This is a genomic window from Vogesella oryzagri (genome assembly GCF_040148885.1).
Lineage (GTDB): Bacteria > Pseudomonadota > Gammaproteobacteria > Burkholderiales > Chromobacteriaceae > Vogesella > Vogesella oryzagri.
This window is the reverse complement of sequence record NZ_JBEFLD010000001.1, coordinates 455,416-473,526: the sequence shown is the minus strand read 5'-3', so window position 1 is coordinate 473,526 and position 18,111 is coordinate 455,416. Positions and strand designations below refer to the sequence as shown.

At 63.0% G+C, this 18,111-nt stretch carries 19 protein-coding genes; 13 read left to right on the top strand and 6 right to left on the bottom strand.

What is annotated here, in order from left to right:
• Nucleotides 1-72: 72 nt before the first annotated feature.
• Nucleotides 73-909, top strand: a complete 837-nt coding sequence (locus tag ABNW52_RS02350; protein ID WP_349583466.1) for a DMT family transporter — start codon at nucleotides 73-75, stop codon at nucleotides 907-909.
• Between the two features lie 155 nt (nucleotides 910-1,064).
• Here ABNW52_RS02350 and ABNW52_RS02345 read toward each other — a convergent pair whose 3' ends face one another.
• Entirely contained in the window at nucleotides 1,065-1,502 is a 438-nt protein-coding gene (locus ABNW52_RS02345; protein ID WP_349583463.1) for a hypothetical protein, read from the bottom strand.
• A 44-nt stretch (nucleotides 1,503-1,546) separates the two neighbouring features.
• Nucleotides 1,547-2,443, bottom strand: coding sequence for a LysR family transcriptional regulator (locus ABNW52_RS02340; RefSeq protein ID WP_349583460.1), 897 nt, complete (start codon nucleotides 2,441-2,443; stop codon nucleotides 1,547-1,549).
• Nucleotides 2,444-2,754: 311 nt separating this feature from the next.
• On the opposite strand from ABNW52_RS02340, the gene ABNW52_RS02335 reads away from it, so the two are divergent.
• From ABNW52_RS02335 to rraA, 12 genes are all read left to right on the top strand, one after another.
• Nucleotides 2,755-3,063, top strand: coding sequence for a DUF485 domain-containing protein (locus ABNW52_RS02335; RefSeq protein WP_349583457.1), 309 nt, complete (start codon nucleotides 2,755-2,757; stop codon nucleotides 3,061-3,063).
• A complete protein-coding gene (locus ABNW52_RS02330) occupies nucleotides 3,060-4,739 on the top strand; it encodes a cation acetate symporter (protein ID WP_349583454.1) in 1,680 nt (559 codons plus the stop codon). The genes ABNW52_RS02335 and ABNW52_RS02330 overlap by 4 nt, the downstream gene beginning before the upstream one ends.
• 69 nt (nucleotides 4,740-4,808) lie before the next feature.
• The gene (gene acs, locus ABNW52_RS02325; RefSeq protein WP_349583451.1) at nucleotides 4,809-6,776 is read left to right on the top strand and encodes an acetate--CoA ligase; all 1,968 of its coding nucleotides are present in this window, start codon (nucleotides 4,809-4,811) and stop codon (nucleotides 6,774-6,776) included.
• 266 nt (nucleotides 6,777-7,042) lie between these two features.
• Nucleotides 7,043-7,624, top strand: a complete 582-nt coding sequence (gene rsxA / locus ABNW52_RS02320; protein ID WP_349583448.1) for an electron transport complex subunit RsxA — start codon at nucleotides 7,043-7,045, stop codon at nucleotides 7,622-7,624.
• Complete coding sequence (gene rsxB / locus ABNW52_RS02315; RefSeq protein ID WP_349583446.1) at nucleotides 7,621-8,202, top strand: electron transport complex subunit RsxB; 582 nt, start codon at nucleotides 7,621-7,623, stop codon at nucleotides 8,200-8,202. Before rsxA ends, rsxB begins: the two co-directional genes overlap by 4 nt.
• Nucleotides 8,199-10,388, top strand: coding sequence for an electron transport complex subunit RsxC (gene rsxC, locus ABNW52_RS02310; RefSeq protein WP_349583443.1), 2,190 nt, complete (start codon nucleotides 8,199-8,201; stop codon nucleotides 10,386-10,388). Before rsxB ends, rsxC begins: the two co-directional genes overlap by 4 nt.
• Nucleotides 10,385-11,410, top strand: coding sequence for an RnfABCDGE type electron transport complex subunit D (locus ABNW52_RS02305; RefSeq protein ID WP_349583440.1), 1,026 nt, complete (start codon nucleotides 10,385-10,387; stop codon nucleotides 11,408-11,410). The genes rsxC and ABNW52_RS02305 overlap by 4 nt, the downstream gene beginning before the upstream one ends.
• Nucleotides 11,403-12,029, top strand: coding sequence for an electron transport complex subunit RsxG (gene rsxG, locus ABNW52_RS02300; RefSeq protein WP_349583437.1), 627 nt, complete (start codon nucleotides 11,403-11,405; stop codon nucleotides 12,027-12,029). Before ABNW52_RS02305 ends, rsxG begins: the two co-directional genes overlap by 8 nt.
• On the top strand, nucleotides 12,026-12,712 hold the full coding sequence (locus ABNW52_RS02295) for an electron transport complex subunit E (RefSeq protein WP_349583435.1): 687 nt from the start codon (nucleotides 12,026-12,028) through the stop codon (nucleotides 12,710-12,712). The genes rsxG and ABNW52_RS02295 overlap by 4 nt, the downstream gene beginning before the upstream one ends.
• Nucleotides 12,709-13,341: an endonuclease III gene (nth, locus tag ABNW52_RS02290; protein ID WP_349583432.1), complete on the top strand. Its 633-nt coding sequence runs from the start codon at nucleotides 12,709-12,711 to the stop codon at nucleotides 13,339-13,341. Before ABNW52_RS02295 ends, nth begins: the two co-directional genes overlap by 4 nt.
• Nucleotides 13,342-13,449: 108 nt before the next feature.
• Entirely contained in the window at nucleotides 13,450-14,943 is a 1,494-nt protein-coding gene (locus ABNW52_RS02285; protein WP_349583429.1) for a DegQ family serine endoprotease, read from the top strand.
• 70 nt (nucleotides 14,944-15,013) lie between these two features.
• Nucleotides 15,014-15,493 carry a ribonuclease E activity regulator RraA gene (gene rraA / locus ABNW52_RS02280; protein ID WP_349583426.1) on the top strand — a complete coding sequence of 160 codons (480 nt, stop codon included), beginning with the start codon at nucleotides 15,014-15,016 and terminating at the stop codon, nucleotides 15,491-15,493.
• A gap of 6 nt (nucleotides 15,494-15,499) precedes the next feature.
• On the opposite strand, the gene ABNW52_RS02275 is transcribed toward rraA, so the two are convergent.
• From ABNW52_RS02275 to panB, 4 genes are all read right to left on the bottom strand, one after another.
• Nucleotides 15,500-15,901 carry a GFA family protein gene (locus tag ABNW52_RS02275; RefSeq protein ID WP_349583423.1) on the bottom strand — a complete coding sequence of 134 codons (402 nt, stop codon included), beginning with the start codon at nucleotides 15,899-15,901 and terminating at the stop codon, nucleotides 15,500-15,502.
• A gap of 152 nt (nucleotides 15,902-16,053) precedes the next feature.
• Nucleotides 16,054-16,434: an aspartate 1-decarboxylase gene (panD, locus tag ABNW52_RS02270; protein WP_349583420.1), complete on the bottom strand. Its 381-nt coding sequence runs from the start codon at nucleotides 16,432-16,434 to the stop codon at nucleotides 16,054-16,056.
• Nucleotides 16,435-16,457: 23 nt separating this feature from the next.
• Complete coding sequence (panC, locus tag ABNW52_RS02265) at nucleotides 16,458-17,291, bottom strand: pantoate--beta-alanine ligase (protein WP_349583417.1); 834 nt, start codon at nucleotides 17,289-17,291, stop codon at nucleotides 16,458-16,460.
• Nucleotides 17,292-17,298: 7 nt separating this feature from the next.
• Nucleotides 17,299-18,090 carry a 3-methyl-2-oxobutanoate hydroxymethyltransferase gene (gene panB / locus ABNW52_RS02260; RefSeq protein ID WP_349583414.1) on the bottom strand — a complete coding sequence of 264 codons (792 nt, stop codon included), beginning with the start codon at nucleotides 18,088-18,090 and terminating at the stop codon, nucleotides 17,299-17,301.
• Nucleotides 18,091-18,111: the final 21 nt, after the last annotated feature.

Sequence of the window (18,111 nt, the reverse complement as noted above, 5' to 3'; positions counted from 1 at the left end):
TCCACCCGGAAACTTGACCGGCCACTGTTCTGCGGGGATAGTGTGCGCCCTCGCAGCGATTACAGATTTACAATGAAGCAACATCCGTTATTCGCGGCATTCATGGCCATTCTGCTGTGGTCCACAATTGCCAGTCTTGGTGTGTTTACTCAGCGCCTACCCCCATTTCTAGTCACCGCCATTGCCTTGGGCATTGGCAGTCTGCTCTCGATCCGCCATTACCGGCAATGGCGAGTGCCGGCCAAAGTGCTGGCCATTGGCGTTATCGGCATCTTTGGCTATCACTGCCTGCTATTTACCGCCTTCCGCACCGCACCGGCTCTGGAAGCCAATCTGTTGAATTACCTATGGCCCCTGCTACTGGTGCTGCTCAGCCCGCTGTTTCGCCTCGGTCGTTTGCACTGGCTGCATATCGTGGCCTCCATTGCCGGCTTTGGCGGTGCCGTGCTCATCGTCACGCAAGGCAAGTTGCAATTACCAGCCACGCTGCCTAGCGGTTATCTGTTCGCCATTGCCGCGGCGTTGACCTGGTCATGCTACAGCCTGCTGCTACGCAAGCTCCCCAGCTTCCCCAACAGTGCAGTCAGTTGCTTCTGTCTGCTCTCGGCCGTACTGGCGGGTATTTGCCATTGGCTGTTCGAGCCGGCGGCACTGCCTACGGCGCGAGAATGGCTGGCATTGGGCGTGATTGGTCTGGGTCCACTGGGACTGGCATTTTTCCTGTGGGACAAAGCCATGAAACGGGCAGACCCGCGCCAGGTAGGCACCCTGTCATACCTCACACCCTTGTTATCCACCTTGCTGCTGGCACTTAGCGGGCTCGGCAAGATGACCACCATCAGCTGGTTGGCTGGCGCGCTGATTCTGGGCGGAGCCACCATCGGCAGCCTGGCGTCCAGACGCGGCTAGAGAACAGCCCACCATAGCCGAGTCAAAGACGGTGCCAGACGACTTGTCCGGCAGAGCAGCTCGGGCACGCTCGCAATAGCGTCAAGCCCGGCCACAAGCACTGCCCGCCATTCTAGAGGCTCGCCAGCCGGATAAACACGGCGGTGGCTGCAGGGTTATTTACCCTGATGATGATAGACGCGCTGGGCACCGCGTATCGCATGCAGCGGCGCAGTGGACAGGCGAGTAGAAGCAAAATGATGAATTTGCCGCGAAGCGCGGCTGGCAATCAGACAGCCAGACAAGCTGGCTTCCAGTGGCATCAGGCAGGGCGTTACTTGCTGCGGCAAGGCAGCAACATACTGCTGCCAGTGCTTTTGCTGCTGCCCCAGCCAGCGCTCACCCAACACCTGCAGGTCGTGGTGCATGTCGGCAGAAGCCCGCCATAGCGAGGCCCCTGAGGCCAATGAGCTTTCCAGTTGCAGCGATAGCTGCTGGCGGCTGGCCATGGGTGGCTTGCTCCACAGCTGCTGCCAGTAATCACCATTGGTCTCCAGCCAGCGCTGATGCGCGGCCTGAAAAACATCCAGGTACTGCTGCAGCACATTGGCCATAGACCCTCCGCGGTTTGCGCATTGTCACAACAGAAATGATCCGGCTATTGCAACTCCGGCACCGGAATATGCCACACCGGCCCCAGCTCACCGACCAGGGCCTGCAGCACCGGATCCGTCGCTTTGTCGGCCGCGAATACAAACTGCAGCTCGGCAGTCTTGACCAGATCGGGCCACAGTTCCAGCTCGCCGGCGGCGGCGGCGGCCAAGGCATCCTCTTCGCGCAGCAGCGCCACGCCGACCCCGGCCTTAACCAGCTCCATCGAGGTCAGGAAGTAATCGCTTTCGGAAACCTTCTTCGGCGAGATGTTCAGCTCACGCCACAATTCGCTGACGATCTTGGACAGGCTGGAGAACTGTGACACCCCCACCCACGGCAAGCGCCCCAGCTCCCGGGAATTGTCCGGCTGCACCCGGGCCAGCCAGCCCGGCGGCAAGGCGACGCGCAGCCGCATATTGTCCAAGAGCACGGTATGCACGTTCACATACGGGTTTTTGCCGAGGTAGAAGCCGCCATCCAGCTCCTTCTTGCGTACCGCGTTGAGCACATCGCCGGTAACGCCCTGGTGCAGACAGACTTCCAGCAAGGGGTAGCGCTCGGTCAGCCGCGCGACCCAGGGGCCGATGCGCAGCAGATCGGGCATCAGGGTGATACCCAACTGGGCCTTGCCGGTAAGCTGCCCCTTCAGGCTACGCGCCTGATTCAACAGTTGCTTGGCCGCGGCGAGTATCTCCTGCGCCTGCGGCAGCAACTCCTGCCCCGCTCGGGTCAGCACCACACCGCCGGCAGTGCGCTCGAACAACGGCATGCCCACTTCTTCTTCCACCGCCTTGATCTGGGCGGTCACAGCAGGTTGCGACAAATGCAGTACTTCAGCGGCCTGAGTCAGGTGCCCTTGCTGGGCCACGGTGACAAAGGTTCTCAGCTGATAGATTTCCATCCTGCTACCACCCTCCCGATGCGGCCAACCTGTATGCGGCGGCCTGCCAATTATTGGCCCCCATTCTGTACAAGCGCTCGTGCCGCGACAAGGAAAACCGCACGACTTCTGGATAAAAATCACTTATGCCTGGCATAAATAAAGCAAATGCTCGATTGCAATTCATTGATATAACAGTGTTTTTTTGCTAATCAGACAAAACCTTATCCAGCACATCAAAAAAAACGATTAGCCCCTACTCCTGACGCGCCTTAATTTCCCAGCACGCGATCACGGTCGTTCGATCTTTCGCGATGACAAAGGAGGAAACAATGAACGAGGACATCCTGAAACGGGTGCAAGCCAATCCAAAGTTCGCACAACTGGTACACAAGAAAACCAGCTTCGGATGGCTGCTCAGCATCATCATGCTGGCAATCTACTACGGCTTCATCCTGGTACTTGCCTTCTCCCCAGCCACGCTGGGTGCGTCGCTGTCCGGCGGCATCACCACGGTTGGCATCCCAGTCGGCGTCGCCATCATCCTGTCCGCCTTCGTGCTGACCGGCATCTACGTGCGCAAGGCCAACACCGAGTTCGACGAACTCACGCAGCAGATCGTTGAGGAGGCAAAACAATGAACAAATGGCTGAAACATGCAGCGTTTGCCGCGCTGGCCACCCTTCCGGCCGTTGCCATGGCTGCGGGTGCCATTGACGGCGACGTGACCAAGCAGGCGACCAACTGGACCGCCATCATCATGTTCCTGGTATTTGTCGGCGCCACGCTGTTCATTACCTACTGGGCGGCTCGCCGCACCCAGTCTGCCTCCGACTTCTACACCGGCGGCGGCGGCATTACCGGTTTCCAGAACGGCCTGGCGATCGCCGGCGACTACATGTCCGCAGCCTCGTTCCTGGGTATTTCCGCCATGGTGTTCGAGAAGGGCTATGACGGCCTGATCTACTCCATGGGCTTCCTGGTTGGCTGGCCAATCATCCTGTTCCTGGTGGCCGAACGCCTGCGCAACCTGGGTAAATTCACCTTTGCCGACGTGGCCTCCTACCGCCTGCAACAGGGCCCAGTGCGCACTTTTGCTGCCACCGGCACTCTGGTGGTGGTAGCGCTGTACCTGATCGCGCAGATGGTCGGTGCCGGCAAGCTGATCCAGCTGCTGTTCGGTCTGGACTACAGTGTGGCCGTGGTACTGGTCGGTGTGCTGATGGTGATGTACGTGATGTTCGGCGGCATGCTGGCTACTACCTGGGTACAGATCATCAAGGCTGTCATCCTGCTGTCCGGCGCCTCCTTCATGGCCTTCATGGTGCTGGCCTCGGTTGGCTTCAGCCCGGAAGTGATGTTCCAGAAAGCCACTGAAATCCACGCCAAAGGCATCGCCATCATGTCCCCGGGCAAGGCTGATCCGATCGACTCCATCTCGCTGGGTATCGCGCTGATGTTCGGTACTGCCGGCCTGCCGCACATCCTGATGCGCTTCTTTACCGTGTCCAACGCCAAGGAAGCCCGCAAATCGGTGTTCTTCGCTACCGGCTTCATCGGCTACTTCTACATCCTGACCTTTGTGATCGGCTTCGGCGCCATCATGCTGGTACTGAACCAGCCGGGCCTGATGGAAACCATCACCAAGAACGGTAAAGAAGTAACCCAGCTGGTAGGCGGCAACAACATGGCGGCCATTCACCTGGCGCACGTAGTTGGCGGCAACGTGTTCTACGGCTTCATCTCTGCAGTTGCCTTCGCCACCATCCTGGCTGTGGTTGCCGGTCTGGCACTGTCCGGGGCTTCCGCGGTATCGCACGACCTGTACGCCTCGGTCATCAAGAAGGGCAAGGCAGACGAGAAGAGCGAAATGCGCGTCTCCAAGATCACCACCCTGTGCCTGGGCGTGCTGGCCATCGTGCTGGGTCTGGTGTTCGAGAAGCAGAACATCGCCTTCATGGTAGGTCTGGCGTTCTCCATCGCCGCGTCGGCCAACTTCCCGGTGCTGTTCCTGTCCATGTTCTGGAAAGGTCTCACCACCCGTGGTGCCGTGATCGGTGGTTTTATCGGCCTGATCTCCGCTGTTGGCCTGATCGTGGTTGGCCCGACCGTATGGGTAGACGTGATGAAGCACGAAGCCGCCATCTTCCCGTACAAGAACCCGGCGCTGTTCTCCATGACCCTGGCCTTCTTCTTCACCTGGCTGTTCTCGGTACTGGATACCTCCAAGGCCGCGGCTGAAGAAAAAGAGAAGTTTGATGCACAGTTTGTTCGCTCCATGACCGGCATTGGTGCCTCCGGCGCGTCCAAACACTAAGTAAGCAACACGCAGTATGGCCGCACCGTAAACGGTGCGGCCAACCAAGAAAGCAAAAAGGAGCCAAATATGTCTACCCTCGAATCGATCCTCAAGGAAACCCGCAGCTTCCCGCCCAGCGAAGACTTCCGTCGCAAGGCCACCATCGCCGGCATGGATGCCTACAACGCGCTGTGCGAGCAGGCTGACGATCACTACCTCTCCTTCTGGGGTGACCTGGCTCGTGAACTGATTACCTGGAAAAAACCGTTCAGCCGCGTGCTGGACGACAGCAACGCACCGTTCTTCAAGTGGTTCGACGACGGCATGCTGAACGTGTCCTACAACTGCCTGGACCGTCACTTGGCCGAGAACGGCAACAAGATTGCACTGATTTTTGAAGCAGACGATGGCGAAGTCACCCGCGTCACCTACGCCGAACTGCATCGCCGCGTCTGCCAGTTTGCCAACGGCCTGAAGAGCCTGGGCATCGGCAAGGGCGACCGCGTGGTGATCTACATGCCGATGGTGATCGAAGCCATCGTCGCCATGCAGGCTTGCGCCCGTATCGGCGCCATCCACTCCGTGGTGTTCGGCGGCTTCTCCGCCGGCGCCGTGCGCGATCGCATCCAGGATGCCGGCGCCAAGCTGGTGATTACCGCCAACGAAGGCCTGCGCGGCGGCAAGACCGTCCCACTGAAGGCCACCGTGGACGAAGCGCTGGCGCTGGAAGGTTGCGAATCGGTACAGAACGTGGTGGTTTACCAGCGCACCAATGGCGGCGCGCAGTGGACCGAAGGCCGCGATGTATGGTGGCACAAGCTGGTCGAAGACCAGGCCGAAACCTGCGAACCGGAATGGATGCTGGCGGACGACCCGCTGTTCATCCTGTACACCTCCGGCTCCACCGGCAAGCCCAAGGGCATCCAGCACAGCAGCGCCGGCTACCTGCTGGGCGCCATCAACAGCTTCCGCTGGGCCTTCGACTACAAACCGAATGACGTGTACTGGTGCACCGCCGACGTGGGCTGGATCACCGGTCACTCCTATATCTGCTACGGCCCGCTGGGCATTGGCGCCACCCAGATCGTGTTCGAGGGTGTGCCGACCTACCCGGATGCCGGCCGCTTCTGGCGCATGATCGAGAAACACAAGGTTTCCATCTTCTACACCGCACCGACCGCGATCCGATCGCTGATCAAGCTGGGCAACGACCTGCCCAAGCAATTCGACCTGTCCAGCCTGCGCCTGCTGGGCACCGTGGGCGAACCGATCAACCCGGAAGCCTGGATGTGGTACTACGAAGTGGTGGGCGGCGGCCGTTGCCCGATCGTGGATACCTGGTGGCAGACCGAAACCGGCTCCGCCATGATTGCGCCGATGCCGGGCTCCGTGCCGACCAAGCCGGGCTCCTGCACCCTGCCGCTGCCGGGCATCATGGCCGACATCGTCGATGAATCCGGCGCCCAGGTCGAACCGGGCCGCGGTGGCTTCCTGGTGATCAAGAAGCCGTTCCCGTCGCTGGTGCGCACCATCTGGAACGACCCGGAGCGCTTCAAGAAAACCTACTTCCCGGACGAATTCAACGGCCAGTACTACCTGGCCGGCGACTCCGCCAACCGTGACGAGAACGGCTACTTCTGGATCATGGGTCGTATCGACGATGTGCTGAACGTATCCGGCCACCGTCTGGGCACCATGGAAATCGAATCGGCACTGGTGGCCAACCCGCTGGTGGCGGAAGCCGCCGTGGTCGGCAAGCCGCACGATGTGAAAGGCGAAGCCGTGGTGGCCTTCGTGGTACTGAAGGGCGCCCGCCCGCAAGGCGACGAAGCCAAGAAGATCGCCGCCGAGCTGAAAAACTGGGTGGCGCACGAAATCGGCAAGATCGCCCAACCGGACGACATCCGCTTTGGCGACAACCTGCCCAAGACCCGCTCCGGCAAGATCATGCGTCGTCTGCTGCGTTCCATTGCCAAGGGCGAGGAAATCACCCAGGACGTGTCCACGCTGGAAAACCCGCACATCCTGGAGCAGCTGCAACAGGCTGCCATTTAAGCCCCGCGGCGGTGGACGCCCCCCCGCTGTATCGTCCACCGCCACGGCAACCGAGTAGTACCCTGCTGAAGTAGTAGTAACAGTACCCTCCTTCGCCACACGCGTGCTGCAATCACCGTGTGGCGGTTTTTTTGGGGCCGATACCCCGCTCACGATATAAATCCCGGTTATTAACACTGCGGCCAACCTTGCCATGCCGGCATGAAGGTTGAAGCCATGCCGGCGAACACGGATAATTCGCGCATTCTCCGCTGGCAATGGCATCAATGGATTTCTCGCATTACCTGCTGATTCTGCTCAGCACCGTACTGGTCAACAACGTGGTGCTGGTACGCATCCTGGGCCTGTGCCCGTTTATGGGCGTGTCCAAGAAACTGGAAGCCTCCATCGGCATGGGCGCCGCCACCACCTTCGTGCTCACCCTGGGCGCCGGCAGCAGCCATCTGATCAACCTGCTGCTCACCGCCGCCGGGCTGGAATACCTGCGCACGCTGTCCTTCATCGTGGTGATCGCCGGCATCGTGCAATTCACCGAGCTGGTGATCCACAAGACCAGCCCGGTGCTGTACCAGGTACTCGGCATCTACCTGCCGCTGATCACCACCAACTGCGCGGTGCTAGGCATTCCGCTGCTGAACGCACAGGAAGGCCACACTTTCGCCGAATCGCTGGTCTTCGGCTTTGGCAGCGCACTGGGGTTTTCGCTGATTCTGATCCTGTTCAGTGCCATGCGTGAACGGCTGGAAGGCGCCGACGTGCCGGCGGCGTTCAAAGGCACGCCGATCGCACTGGTCACCGCAGGACTGATGAGCCTGGCCTTCATGGGCTTTGGAGGGCTGGTGAAATGACAAGCCTGCTGCTTGCCCTGTTGGTCATGATTGCCCTGGCGCTGCTGCTGGGGGCGGTGCTGGGCTTTGCCTCGGTACGCTTCCGCGTGCAGGGCGATCCGCTGGTCGCCAAGATCGACGCCATCCTGCCGCAAACCCAGTGCGGCCAATGCGGCCACCCGGGTTGCCGCCCCTATGCCGAGGCCATTGCCGACGGCAGCGAGGACATCAACAAATGCCCACCGGGCGGCGAGGACGGTATCAAGAAGCTGGCCGAGCTGCTGGGCGTGGAATTCAAACCCTTCGCCGCCGATGCTCCGCAACCCAAGCCCAGGGCGGTGGCGCTGATCGACGAGGCCACCTGTATCGGCTGTACGCTGTGCATCCAGGCCTGTCCGGTGGATGCCATCCTCGGCTCGGCCAAGATGATGCACACCATCCTCGCCAGCGAGTGCACCGGCTGTGAGCTGTGCCTCGCCCCCTGTCCGGTGGACTGCATCCGCATGATTCCGGTCGGCACCGATCTCACCAACTGGAAATGGCGCTACCCCACCATTCCGATCAAGTCGGTCAAAACCCCGGCGGAGCCGCGCGCATGAGCCGGCTGTACGATTTCCACGGTGGCATCCACCCCCCCGAGAACAAACAACAGTCGAACGGCACGCCGATTCGTCAGCTGCCGCTGCCCCCGCTGCTGCATATCGCACTGGCACAGAGCGTGGGCAATGCCGCCCTGCCCTGTGTGCAGCCGGGGCAACAGGTGCTCAAGGGCCAGCTGATTGCCACGCCGGACGGCCGGCTGTCTGTCGCCGTACACGCCCCCACTTCCGGCACCGTGCTAGCCATTGGCGAACACGCCTTTGCCCACCCTTCCGGCCTGCCGGCCACCACCATCACCCTGCAACCGGATGGGCGGGAGCACTGGCAGCCGCGGCAAAACCTGCCGCACTGGCGCGAGGCAGCCGGCAGCGAGCTGCGCGACTTCCTGCAGCAGATGGGCGTGGTCGGGCTGGGTGGCGCCGTATTCCCCTCCCACCTGAAGTTGGCCGCAGGCAGGCTGCAAACACTGGTGGTGAACGGTGCCGAGTGTGAGCCTTACATTACCTGCGACGACCGTCTGATGCAGGAGCGCGCTGTCGACATCGTCGCCGGCATCGGCATTGCCGCGCATGCACTGCAGGCCGGCGAGGTGCTGATTGGCATCGAGGACAACAAGCCGTTGGCCATCGCCGCGATGCAGACCGCCTGCCACGGCAGCACGTTCCGCGTGGTCGCCATCCCCACCAAGTACCCCAGCGGCGGTGCCAAGCAGCTGATCCGCATCCTCACCGGCAAGGAAGTGCCGCACGGCGTGCGCGCCACCGAGCTAGGCGTGCAGTGCCTGAACGTGGCCACGCTGTACGCCATCGCCCGCGCCGTGCTGCACGGCGAGCCGCTGCTCAGCCGCATCGTCACCCTCACCGGCGCCGTGACGCATGCGGCCAACGTAGAAGCATTGCTCGGCAGCCCGCTGGACTGGCTACTGGCGCAAGCCGGCCTGCCAGCCCCGGCCACGGAAGTCATCATGGGCGGCCCGCTGATGGGCTTTACCGTACCGGACCTGGCCGCCGGCCTGAGCAAGGCCGGCAACTGCCTGATCGTCAAAAACGCGGCCGAATTCCCGCCGCGCCCCGCCGCCATGCCCTGCATCCGCTGCGGCGACTGCGCCAGCGCCTGCCCAATGGAGCTGCAGCCGATGGACCTATTCTGGTTTGCCAAGGCCAAGAATTTCGGCAAGGCACAGGAATGGCAGCTGTTCGACTGCATCGAATGCGGCGCCTGCAGCTACGTCTGCCCCAGCCAGATACCGCTGGTGGACTACTACCGTTTTGCCAAGAGCGAAATCTGGGCCGCCGAGCGCGACAAGAAAGCGGCCGATCTGGCACGGCGCCGGCACGAATTCCGTCAGTTCCGCATCGAGCGGGAGAAGTCGGAAAAAGCCGAGCGCCTGGCCGCCCGCGCCGCCGAACAAGCCGCCAAGTTGGCTGCCAGCCAGCCACCGGCCAGCGCCACCCTGGTCGCCAGTGACGACGACCCGAAAAAAGCCATCATCGCCGCCGCCATGGCCCGCGCCGCCGCGCAACAGGAAGCCAAGCCACTGTCCGAAAGCCACATCCAGGCGCTGGACGACGCCAAACAGGCGGCGATCAAGGCGGCCATGGAACGCGCCGCCGCACGCAAGGCCGCGGCACAGCCCGCGGCCGGCGCTGCAGCCGACAGCCGCGTTGCGGCCAATCCGCCCCCCGCCAGCGGCATGGATGACGCCAAGCAGGCGGCGGTCGAGGCGGCACTGGAACGTTCCGCCGCACGCAAGGCCGCGGCTCAGCCAGTTGCCGGCGCGGCTGCCGACAGCAGCGTTGCGGCCAACCCGCCCCCCGCCAGCGGTATGGATGACGCCAAGCAGGCGGCGATCAAGGCGGCTATGGAGCGCGCCGCCGCGCGCAAGGCCGCGGCACAGCAAGCGAATAGCGAAACTGCCGCCAACAGCGTTTCGGCCAGCCCTCCCCTCGCCAGCGGCATGGACGACGTTAAACAGGCGGCGGTCAAGGCGGCCATGGAACGCGCCGCAGCACACAAGGCAGCGGCGCAGCAAGCGAATAACGAAACTGCCGCCAACAGCGTTGCGGCCAGCCCACCCCTCGCCAGCGGCATGGATGACGCCAAGCAGGCAGCGATCAAGGCGGCCATGGAACGCTCCGCTGCACGCAAGGCGGCGGCACAGCAAGATCAACAAGACCCGACATGACCCGACACGCCACCCACATTGCCAAACCGGCCACCGTGTCTACGGTGATGCTCAAGGTGTTGACCGCCCTGCTGCCGGGCATTGCCCTGTCCGTGTACTGCAACGGCATTGGCGTGCTGCTGCAGCTCGGCCTCGCCACCGTCACCGCGGTAGCCGCCGAGGCCGCCATGCTGCGCCTGCGTGGCGTGCCGCTGGCGCCGTTCCTGAAAGACCTGTCGGCAGTCGTCACCGCCTGGCTGCTGGCGCTGGCAATGCCGCCGCTGGGCGCTTGGTGGTTGATCGTGGTAGCCACGCTGTTCGCCATCGTGGTGGCCAAGCAGCTGTACGGCGGGCTCGGCAACAACCCGTTCAACCCGGCAATGGTCGGCTTTGCGGTGGCCATCATTTCCTTCCCGGCGCAGATGGCGGCCTGGGGTAGCCCGCTGCTGCCACTGGATGCCATGGCCCAGCTGCAGTGGATTTTCAGCCATAGCCTGCCGGCCGGCGCCGCACTGGATGCGGTGTCCAGCGCCACACCGCTGGACCTGCTGAAAACCGGGCTGCTGCAGGGCGGGCAGGACGTGCCCCAGCTGCTGACCGGTACCCGCTTCGGCCAGTTCGGCAATGCCGGTGGCGAGTGGATTGCGCTGGGTTGGCTCATCGGCGGCCTGTGGCTGTGGCAGCAGAAGCTGATCCCGTGGCAGACGCCGCTGGCGATGCTGGCCGGCGTGATCGGCATGGCCGGCGCGTTATGGTTGGCCGCACCGGCGCAGTTCGCCAGCCCGCTGTTTCATCTGCTCAACGGCGCCACGCTGCTGGCAGCGGTGTTTATCGTCACCGACCCGGTATCCGGCTCCACTACCCCGCGCGGACGGCTGATCTTCGGCGGACTGGTCGGTGTGCTGACGGTGCTGATCCGCGTGTTCGGCGGCTTTCCGGATGCGGTGGCGTTTGCGGTGTTGATCATGAACATCGCCGTGCCGTTCATCGACCAGTACACCCAGCCGAAAGTGTTCGGCCGCAAGGGAGCGCGCCGTGCGTAGCGCCTCGCACCAGGCGCGCCGCAGCGCGCTGATTCTGGCCTGCTTCGCCGCCATCATCACCCTGCTGCTGGCCGGCACCTGGCTGGCAACCCGCGCTCGGGTGGAAGCCAATCAGAATGCGGCTCGCGCCGCACTGCTGGCGCAGGCGCTGCCCGCCGGATTGTTCGATAACGACCTGACCGCCAGCCGCCAGCCGCTACCCGAGGCGGCGGCCTGGCTGCTGAACGGCCATGCTGCGGCCAACGTTTACCGTGCCAGCAAGGCCGGCCAGCCCAGCGGCGTGGTGTTCGAGGCCGCGGCACCCAATGGCTACGGCGGCCGCATCGAACTGCTGGTCGGCATTGCCGCCGATGGCAAACTGCAGGGTGTGCGCGTGGTCAACCATAAGGAAACGCCGGGACTGGGCGATTACATCGACCTGTCGGTCAGTAGCTGGGCACGGCAGTTTGTCGGCCGCGACAGCGACACCCAGCGCAGCTGGCAGGTGCGCAAGGATGGCGGCGACCTCGACTACGTCAGCGGCGCCACCATCTCCGCCCGCGCCGTGGCCGCCACAGTTGGCCGCGTGGCCGATTACTTCCGCGACCATCGCAGTGCCCTGCTGCAAGGAACACCATGAGCAACTGGCAAGACATCAGCCGCAATGGCCTGTGGCGGCAGAACCCGGGGCTGGTACAGCTGCTGGGGCTGTGCCCGGTGCTGGCAATCAGCAATAACGTGGTCAACGCCCTGGCCCTGGGGCTGGCCACCACGCTAGTTACCGCACTGTCCGGCACGGCCGTGGCCAGCGTGCGCAAGCTGGTACCGCACGAGATTCGCAACCCGATTTTCATCATGATCATCGCCGCGCTGGTGAGCTGCGTGGATCTGGCGATGAACGCCTGGCTGCACGAGCTGTACCTGGTACTGGGTATTTTCATTCCGCTGATCACCACCAACTGCATCGTGATGGCGCGTGCCGAAGCATTTGCCGCCCGCAATGGCGTGGCGGACGCGGCGCTGGATGGCCTGATGATGGGCCTGGGGCTGACCGGCGTGCTGGTGGTGCTGGGCGGCCTGCGCGAGCTGCTCGGCAAGGGCACGCTGCTGGCTGGTGCCGACAAGCTGTTCGGCGAGGCCGGTCACGCCATGGTGCTGCAGCTGGCACCGGCCAATTACCAGTTCCTGCTGGCGCTGCTGCCGCCGGGCGCCTTTCTGGGACTGGGCCTGCTGATTGCCGGCAAGAATATGCTGGATGCGCGCCAGCGCCGTATCGCCGCCGCTGCGGCCAACCCTGTTACCCTGCCAGCCCGCCAGCCATGAACGCCGCCAAACGCCTGCAAATCTTCGAGCGCCTGAAGGCGCAGAATCCGCATCCCACCACCGAACTGGAGTACGACACGCCGTTCCAGCTGCTGATCGCCGTGCTGCTGTCGGCGCAGGCCACCGACGTCGGCGTCAACAAGGCCACCCGCGTGCTGTTCCAGGTGGCCCCCACCCCAGACAAGATGCTGACACTGGGTGAAGAAGGCGTAGCCGACTTCATCAAGACCATCGGCCTGTACCGCACCAAGGCCAAGAACACCGTGGCCACCTGCCGCATCCTGCTGGAACAGCACGGCGGTGAAGTGCCGCAAACGCGCGAGGCGCTGGAGGCCTTGCCCGGGGTTGGCCGCAAAACAGCTAATGTCGTGCTGAATACTGCCTTCGGACAGCCTACCATTGCAGTAGACACCCATATTTTCCGGGTCGCCAACCGCACCCGCATCGCCCCGGGCAAGGACGTGCGCGAAGTGGAGGACAAACTGTTACGTTTCGTACCCACAGAATACAAACTCGATGCCCACCATTGGCTTATCCTGCACGGACGTTATGTGTGCAAAGCGCGCAAGCCGGAATGCCAGCGCTGCGTGATAGTCGACCTCTGCGAATATCCGGCAAAACCGCTATGATGGACCCCTGCCTGTTGATTTTTGCGACTTTGTCGCCACGTACCGGGTACGTGCGTCGCCCGCGATAGTCGCCGCTCGGCATGGCGGGGTCTACTTCTGTAAAAAAGGATGTTTCAGGTGAATAGCTATACACGCGTGGCCATCGCCAGCGCGCTGCTGCTGGCCCTGGGGGGCTGCGGCAAGATCGAAGCCCTGTTCAAGGATGACAAGGGCGCACCGGTTGCGGTGCCGGCCAAGGCGGACGGCAGCGTGGCCATGCTGTTGCCGGACTTTACCCAGCTGGTGGAGCGCGAAGGCCCGGCCGTGGTCAACATCCAGGCGGTCCGTGCCGAATCGACGCGCCAGTCCACCCCCAGCAGCGATCTGCCGTTCCCGATTCCGGAAGACGACCCGTTTTACGAGTTCTTCCGCCGCTACATGCCCAACCCCAACCAGCAGCAGGAACCGCAGCCTTCCGAGAGCGTGTCGTTCGGCTCCGGCTTCATCCTGTCCGCTGACGGCTATATCCTGACCAACGCCCACGTGGTGGCCGGCGGCAACCTGATCAAGGTCATGCTCACCGACAAGCGCGAACTGCGCGCCAAGCTGGTGGGTCTGGACAAACGCACCGACGTGGCGGTGCTGAAGATCGATGCGGCCAACCTGCCGATCGTGAAAATCGGCGCGCCGGAAGCCCTGAAAGTAGGCGAATGGGTCGCCGCCATTGGCGCTCCGTTCGGCTTTGAAAACACCGTTACCGCCGGCATCGTGTCCGCCAAGGGCCGCAGCCTGCCGGATGAAAGCTACGTGCCGTTCATCCAGACCGACGTGGCGATCAACCCCGGCAACTCCGGTGGCCCGCTGTTCAACCTGCGCGGCGAAGTAGTCGGCATCAATTCGCAGATCTACAGCCGTTCCGGTGGCTTCATGGGCATTTCCTTCGCCATTCCTATCGATCTGGCAATGAAAGTGGCCGAGCAGCTGAAGAGCAGCGGCAAGGTCAGCCGTGGCCAGCTGGGCGTGCACATCCAGGAAGTAACCCAAGAGCTGGCACAATCGTTCGGACTGGACCGCCCGCGCGGCGCGCTGGTGGTACGCGTGGAGCCGAATGGCCCGGCCAGCCGCTCCGGCATCCAGATCGGCGACATCATCCTGCGCCTGAATGGCCAGACGGTGGAAAACTCGCGTGACCTGCCGCGCATGGTCGGCGATCAGCCGCCGGGCACCCGCATCAAGCTGGGGGTATGGCGCAAGGGCAACGAACAGAATGTGGAAGCCACGCTGGCAGAGCTGGCCGCCGAGCAGGCCGCGCAAGCCAGCGAGCCCGCCGCCCCGTCGCAGCCGCAGAGCTACCAGTTCGGCAAGCTGGGTCTGACGCTGGCCGAACTGACCGCGGACGACAAGGAAACGCTGGGCATTCGCGGCGGACTGGTGATCCAGAAAGCCCAGGGCGCCGCCGCCCAGGCCGGGCTCACCAATGGAGACGTGATCATCGGCCTGAACCAGACCGAGATCACCAATATCCGCTCTTTCGAGCGTGCGCTGTCTGCGGCCAACGGTAATATCGCGCTGCTGGTGCGGCGCCAGGACAGTACGCTGTTCGTACCCTTGCGCATCAACTGATACACGCCGCCCGCTGGGGCGGTTTTTTTTCGTCCCGCAATACCATAGAGAGCAATACAAAGGAGCAAGCATGACCTTCCTGACCACCGATCTGTACGATGCCAACGAAGACTGCGTCGCCGTGCTGGCGCCGCTGCTGCAAAGCTATGGCGCCCGGCCGCGCTTTTACGGCCAGATCGTCACGCTGAAGCTATTCGAGGACAACACGCTGGTGCGCGAAGTGTTGGGCGAGCCGGGCAAAGGCAAGGTCTTGGTGGTGGATGGCGGTGGCTCGCTGCGCTGCGCGCTGCTGGGCGACCAGATCGCCGAGCTGGCAGTGAAAAACCAGTGGGAAGGCGTGGTGATCCACGGTTGTATCCGCGATTCGGTGGCCATCAATGCGCTGCCACTGGGGGTGCGCGCACTGGCCACCAACCCGAAGAAGTCTGTGAAGCGCAACGAAGGGAGCCGTGATCTGAGCATCAATTTCGGCGGCGTGGATTTCGTGCCGGGCCAGTGGCTGTACGCTGATGAAGATGGCGTACTGGTGGCGGCCAAGCCGCTGCTATAACACGCGCTAGGCGCTACGGTTCAGCTGGCGGTGGCGCCGGTGCCGCGGCAACAGCGGCAGCATGCGCACCCAATCCAGCATGTTGTCCACCCAGGTGTGATCTTCCGGTGTCAGCAGGGACGGATTTTCCAGCGTGGCCGCAGTCAGATCGATCTCGTCCGGTGCGGACTCGTGGCGGTAGCTCAGCGTGGTGCCGCAGCGCGGGCAGAAACCGCGCTGCACCCCCATGGATGACTGGTAATGCCTGACTTCCCCACGCCATTCCAACTCCAGCGCCCGGATGGTAAACCAGGTAACAAACGGCGCTCCACTTGCCAGCCGGCAGGACAGGCAGTGGCAATGCGTGACGTGGTAGGGTTCGCCGCGCAGACGATAGCGCACGGCACCGCACAGGCATCTTCCTTGCATTGGCGTCTTCCCGGTAACAGCAGCTGGTTAAAAAACTATAGCTGCCGACGGCACGATTACCAGCTTCAAAGTGCGGCACCAGCAGCGATAAAGCCCTGGCTGCAAACGAAAAAGCCCGACAATGTCGGGCTTTTCTGTGGCGTAGAGCAGGCTCAGGCCGGCTGTACCGGGGTGACACCGGCCAACTCGGTAATCACATTTTTCTCGTCCACGAACACCAGCTTGGGCGAATGGTTCGCCAGTTCGCTGTCTTCGTAGGCGGCGAATGAGGCGATGATCAGCAGGTCGCCAGGCGCGGCACGGCGCGCGGCCGAACCGTTCACCGAGATCACCCCGGAGCCGCGTTCGGCACGGATGGCGTACGTGGCAAAACGCTCGCCATTGGTCACGTTCCAGATCTGCACTTCTTCATATTCCTTGATATCGGCGGCTTCCAGCAGGTTTTCGTCGATAGCGCAGGAGCCGATGTAATGCAGTTCGGCGTGCGTGGTGGTGACACGATGGAGTTTGGATTTCAGCATCGAACGCTGCATAGTGCTATTCCTCTGGCGCTGCTTCAGCGCGTTACTTCGATATTGTCGATCAGCCGGGTCTTGCCCAGGCGGGCGGCGGCCAACACTACCAGGCGCGGTTCGCCGACATGGGCGATTTCCAGGCTATCGGCCTGGCGGATCTCCACATAGTCCACGCGCCAGCCATGCGCCGCCAGGTCATCGCAGGCAGTCTTTTCCAGCGCAGCATAGTTGCTGTCGCCGGCCTGCAGCGCCGTACGGATCGCCGCCAGGTTGCGGTACAGCCGCGGCGCTTCCGCGCGCTCGTCGGCAGTCAGGTAACCATTGCGCGACGACAGCGCCAGGCCATCATCGGCACGGCCGGTATCCACCGGCACGATGTCGATCGGCATGTTCAGGTCGGCAACCATGGCACGGATCACGTGCAGCTGCTGGTAATCCTTCTTGCCGAAGCAGGCCAGATCCGGCTGCACGATGTTGAACAACTTGGACACCACGGTGGCGACGCCACGGAAGTGGCCGGGGCGGAAGGCGCCGCACAGCTCATTCTGGATATGCGGCGGCTCGACGTTGAAGTCCTGCTTGATGCGCGGGTACAGCTCGCGCTCGTCCGGGAAGAACAGCACGTCCACCCCGGCAGCGTCCAGCTTGGCACAGTCGGCATCGAAGGTGCGCGGATAGGCATCGAAATCCTCGCCCTGGCCGAATTGCAGGCGGTTGACGAAGATGCTGACCACCACCTTGTCGGCACGCGCACGCGCCTCGGCTACCAGCGCCAGATGGCCGGCATGCAGGTTGCCCATGGTCGGCACAAAGGCGACACGGCCGGCGCTACGGCGCCAGGTGCGGAGTTCGGCAATGCTACGGATAACTTGCATGCAAACCTCAGAAACAGTGTTCGGGGGCCGGGAAGGTCTTGCCCTTCACCGCGGCAACATAGGCGTTAACGGCACCCTGGATGCTGTGCGCTTCAGCCATGAAATTCTTCACGAAGCGGGCTTTCTTGCCCGGGTACACGCCCAGCACGTCATACAGCACCAGCACCTGGCCAGAAACATCCAGCCCGCCGCCAATGCCGATGGTCGGCACCGCCACCGCCTCGGTAACCGCCTTGGCCAGTACCGCCGGCACACACTCCATCAGCACCAGGCTGGCACCGGCATCGGTCAGCGCGCGGGCGTCAGCCAGAATACGCTCGGCGTCGGATTCGCTGCGCCCCTGCACCTTGTAACCACCAAAAGCATTGACGAACTGCGGGGTCAGCCCGATGTGCGCGCACACTGGCACGCCACGCTCTACCAGGAAGCGCACGGTCTCGGCCATGAAGGCGCCGCCTTCGATCTTCACCATGTGGGCACCGGCCTGCATCAGGCGGGCGGCGTTGGCAAACGCCTGCGCCGGGTTTTCCTGGTAGCTGCCGAACGGCATGTCGGCCAGCACCAGCGCCCGTTTGGCGCCGCGTGCCACACAGCGGGTGTGGTATTCCATTTCCGGCATCGACACCGGCAGAGTCGACTCTTCCCCCTGCATCACCATGCCCAGCGAATCGCCGATCAGCAGGATGTCTACACCGGCTTCATCCAGCAGGCTGGCAAAGCTGGCGTCGTAACAGGTCAGCATGGCGATTTTCTGACCTTCCGCTGCCATCTGCTGCAGCGTATTGACGGTGACTTTCATTTTTTTGTGTGTCCTCGTTGC

Bases quoted from the DNA above. Each gene is read 5' to 3' on its own strand.
- ABNW52_RS02350 (WP_349583466.1), top strand. From the start codon at position 73: ATGAAGCAACATCCGTTATTCGCGGCATTCATGGCCATTCTGCTGTGG.
- ABNW52_RS02345 (WP_349583463.1), bottom strand. From the start codon at position 1,502: ATGGCCAATGTGCTGCAGCAGTACCTGGATGTTTTTCAGGCCGCGCAT.
- ABNW52_RS02340 (WP_349583460.1), bottom strand. From the start codon at position 2,443: ATGGAAATCTATCAGCTGAGAACCTTTGTCACCGTGGCCCAGCAAGGG.
- ABNW52_RS02335 (WP_349583457.1), top strand. From the start codon at position 2,755: ATGAACGAGGACATCCTGAAACGGGTGCAAGCCAATCCAAAGTTCGCA.
- ABNW52_RS02330 (WP_349583454.1), top strand. From the start codon at position 3,060: ATGAACAAATGGCTGAAACATGCAGCGTTTGCCGCGCTGGCCACCCTT.
- acs (WP_349583451.1), top strand. From the start codon at position 4,809: ATGTCTACCCTCGAATCGATCCTCAAGGAAACCCGCAGCTTCCCGCCC.
- rsxA (WP_349583448.1), top strand. From the start codon at position 7,043: ATGGATTTCTCGCATTACCTGCTGATTCTGCTCAGCACCGTACTGGTC.
- rsxB (WP_349583446.1), top strand. From the start codon at position 7,621: ATGACAAGCCTGCTGCTTGCCCTGTTGGTCATGATTGCCCTGGCGCTG.
- rsxC (WP_349583443.1), top strand. From the start codon at position 8,199: ATGAGCCGGCTGTACGATTTCCACGGTGGCATCCACCCCCCCGAGAAC.
- ABNW52_RS02305 (WP_349583440.1), top strand. From the start codon at position 10,385: ATGACCCGACACGCCACCCACATTGCCAAACCGGCCACCGTGTCTACG.
- ABNW52_RS02295 (WP_349583435.1), top strand. From the start codon at position 12,026: ATGAGCAACTGGCAAGACATCAGCCGCAATGGCCTGTGGCGGCAGAAC.
- nth (WP_349583432.1), top strand. From the start codon at position 12,709: ATGAACGCCGCCAAACGCCTGCAAATCTTCGAGCGCCTGAAGGCGCAG.
- ABNW52_RS02285 (WP_349583429.1), top strand. From the start codon at position 13,450: ATGTTTCAGGTGAATAGCTATACACGCGTGGCCATCGCCAGCGCGCTG.
- rraA (WP_349583426.1), top strand. From the start codon at position 15,014: ATGACCTTCCTGACCACCGATCTGTACGATGCCAACGAAGACTGCGTC.
- ABNW52_RS02275 (WP_349583423.1), bottom strand. From the start codon at position 15,901: ATGCAAGGAAGATGCCTGTGCGGTGCCGTGCGCTATCGTCTGCGCGGC.
- panD (WP_349583420.1), bottom strand. From the start codon at position 16,434: ATGCAGCGTTCGATGCTGAAATCCAAACTCCATCGTGTCACCACCACG.
- panC (WP_349583417.1), bottom strand. From the start codon at position 17,291: ATGCAAGTTATCCGTAGCATTGCCGAACTCCGCACCTGGCGCCGTAGC.
- panB (WP_349583414.1), bottom strand. From the start codon at position 18,090: ATGAAAGTCACCGTCAATACGCTGCAGCAGATGGCAGCGGAAGGTCAG.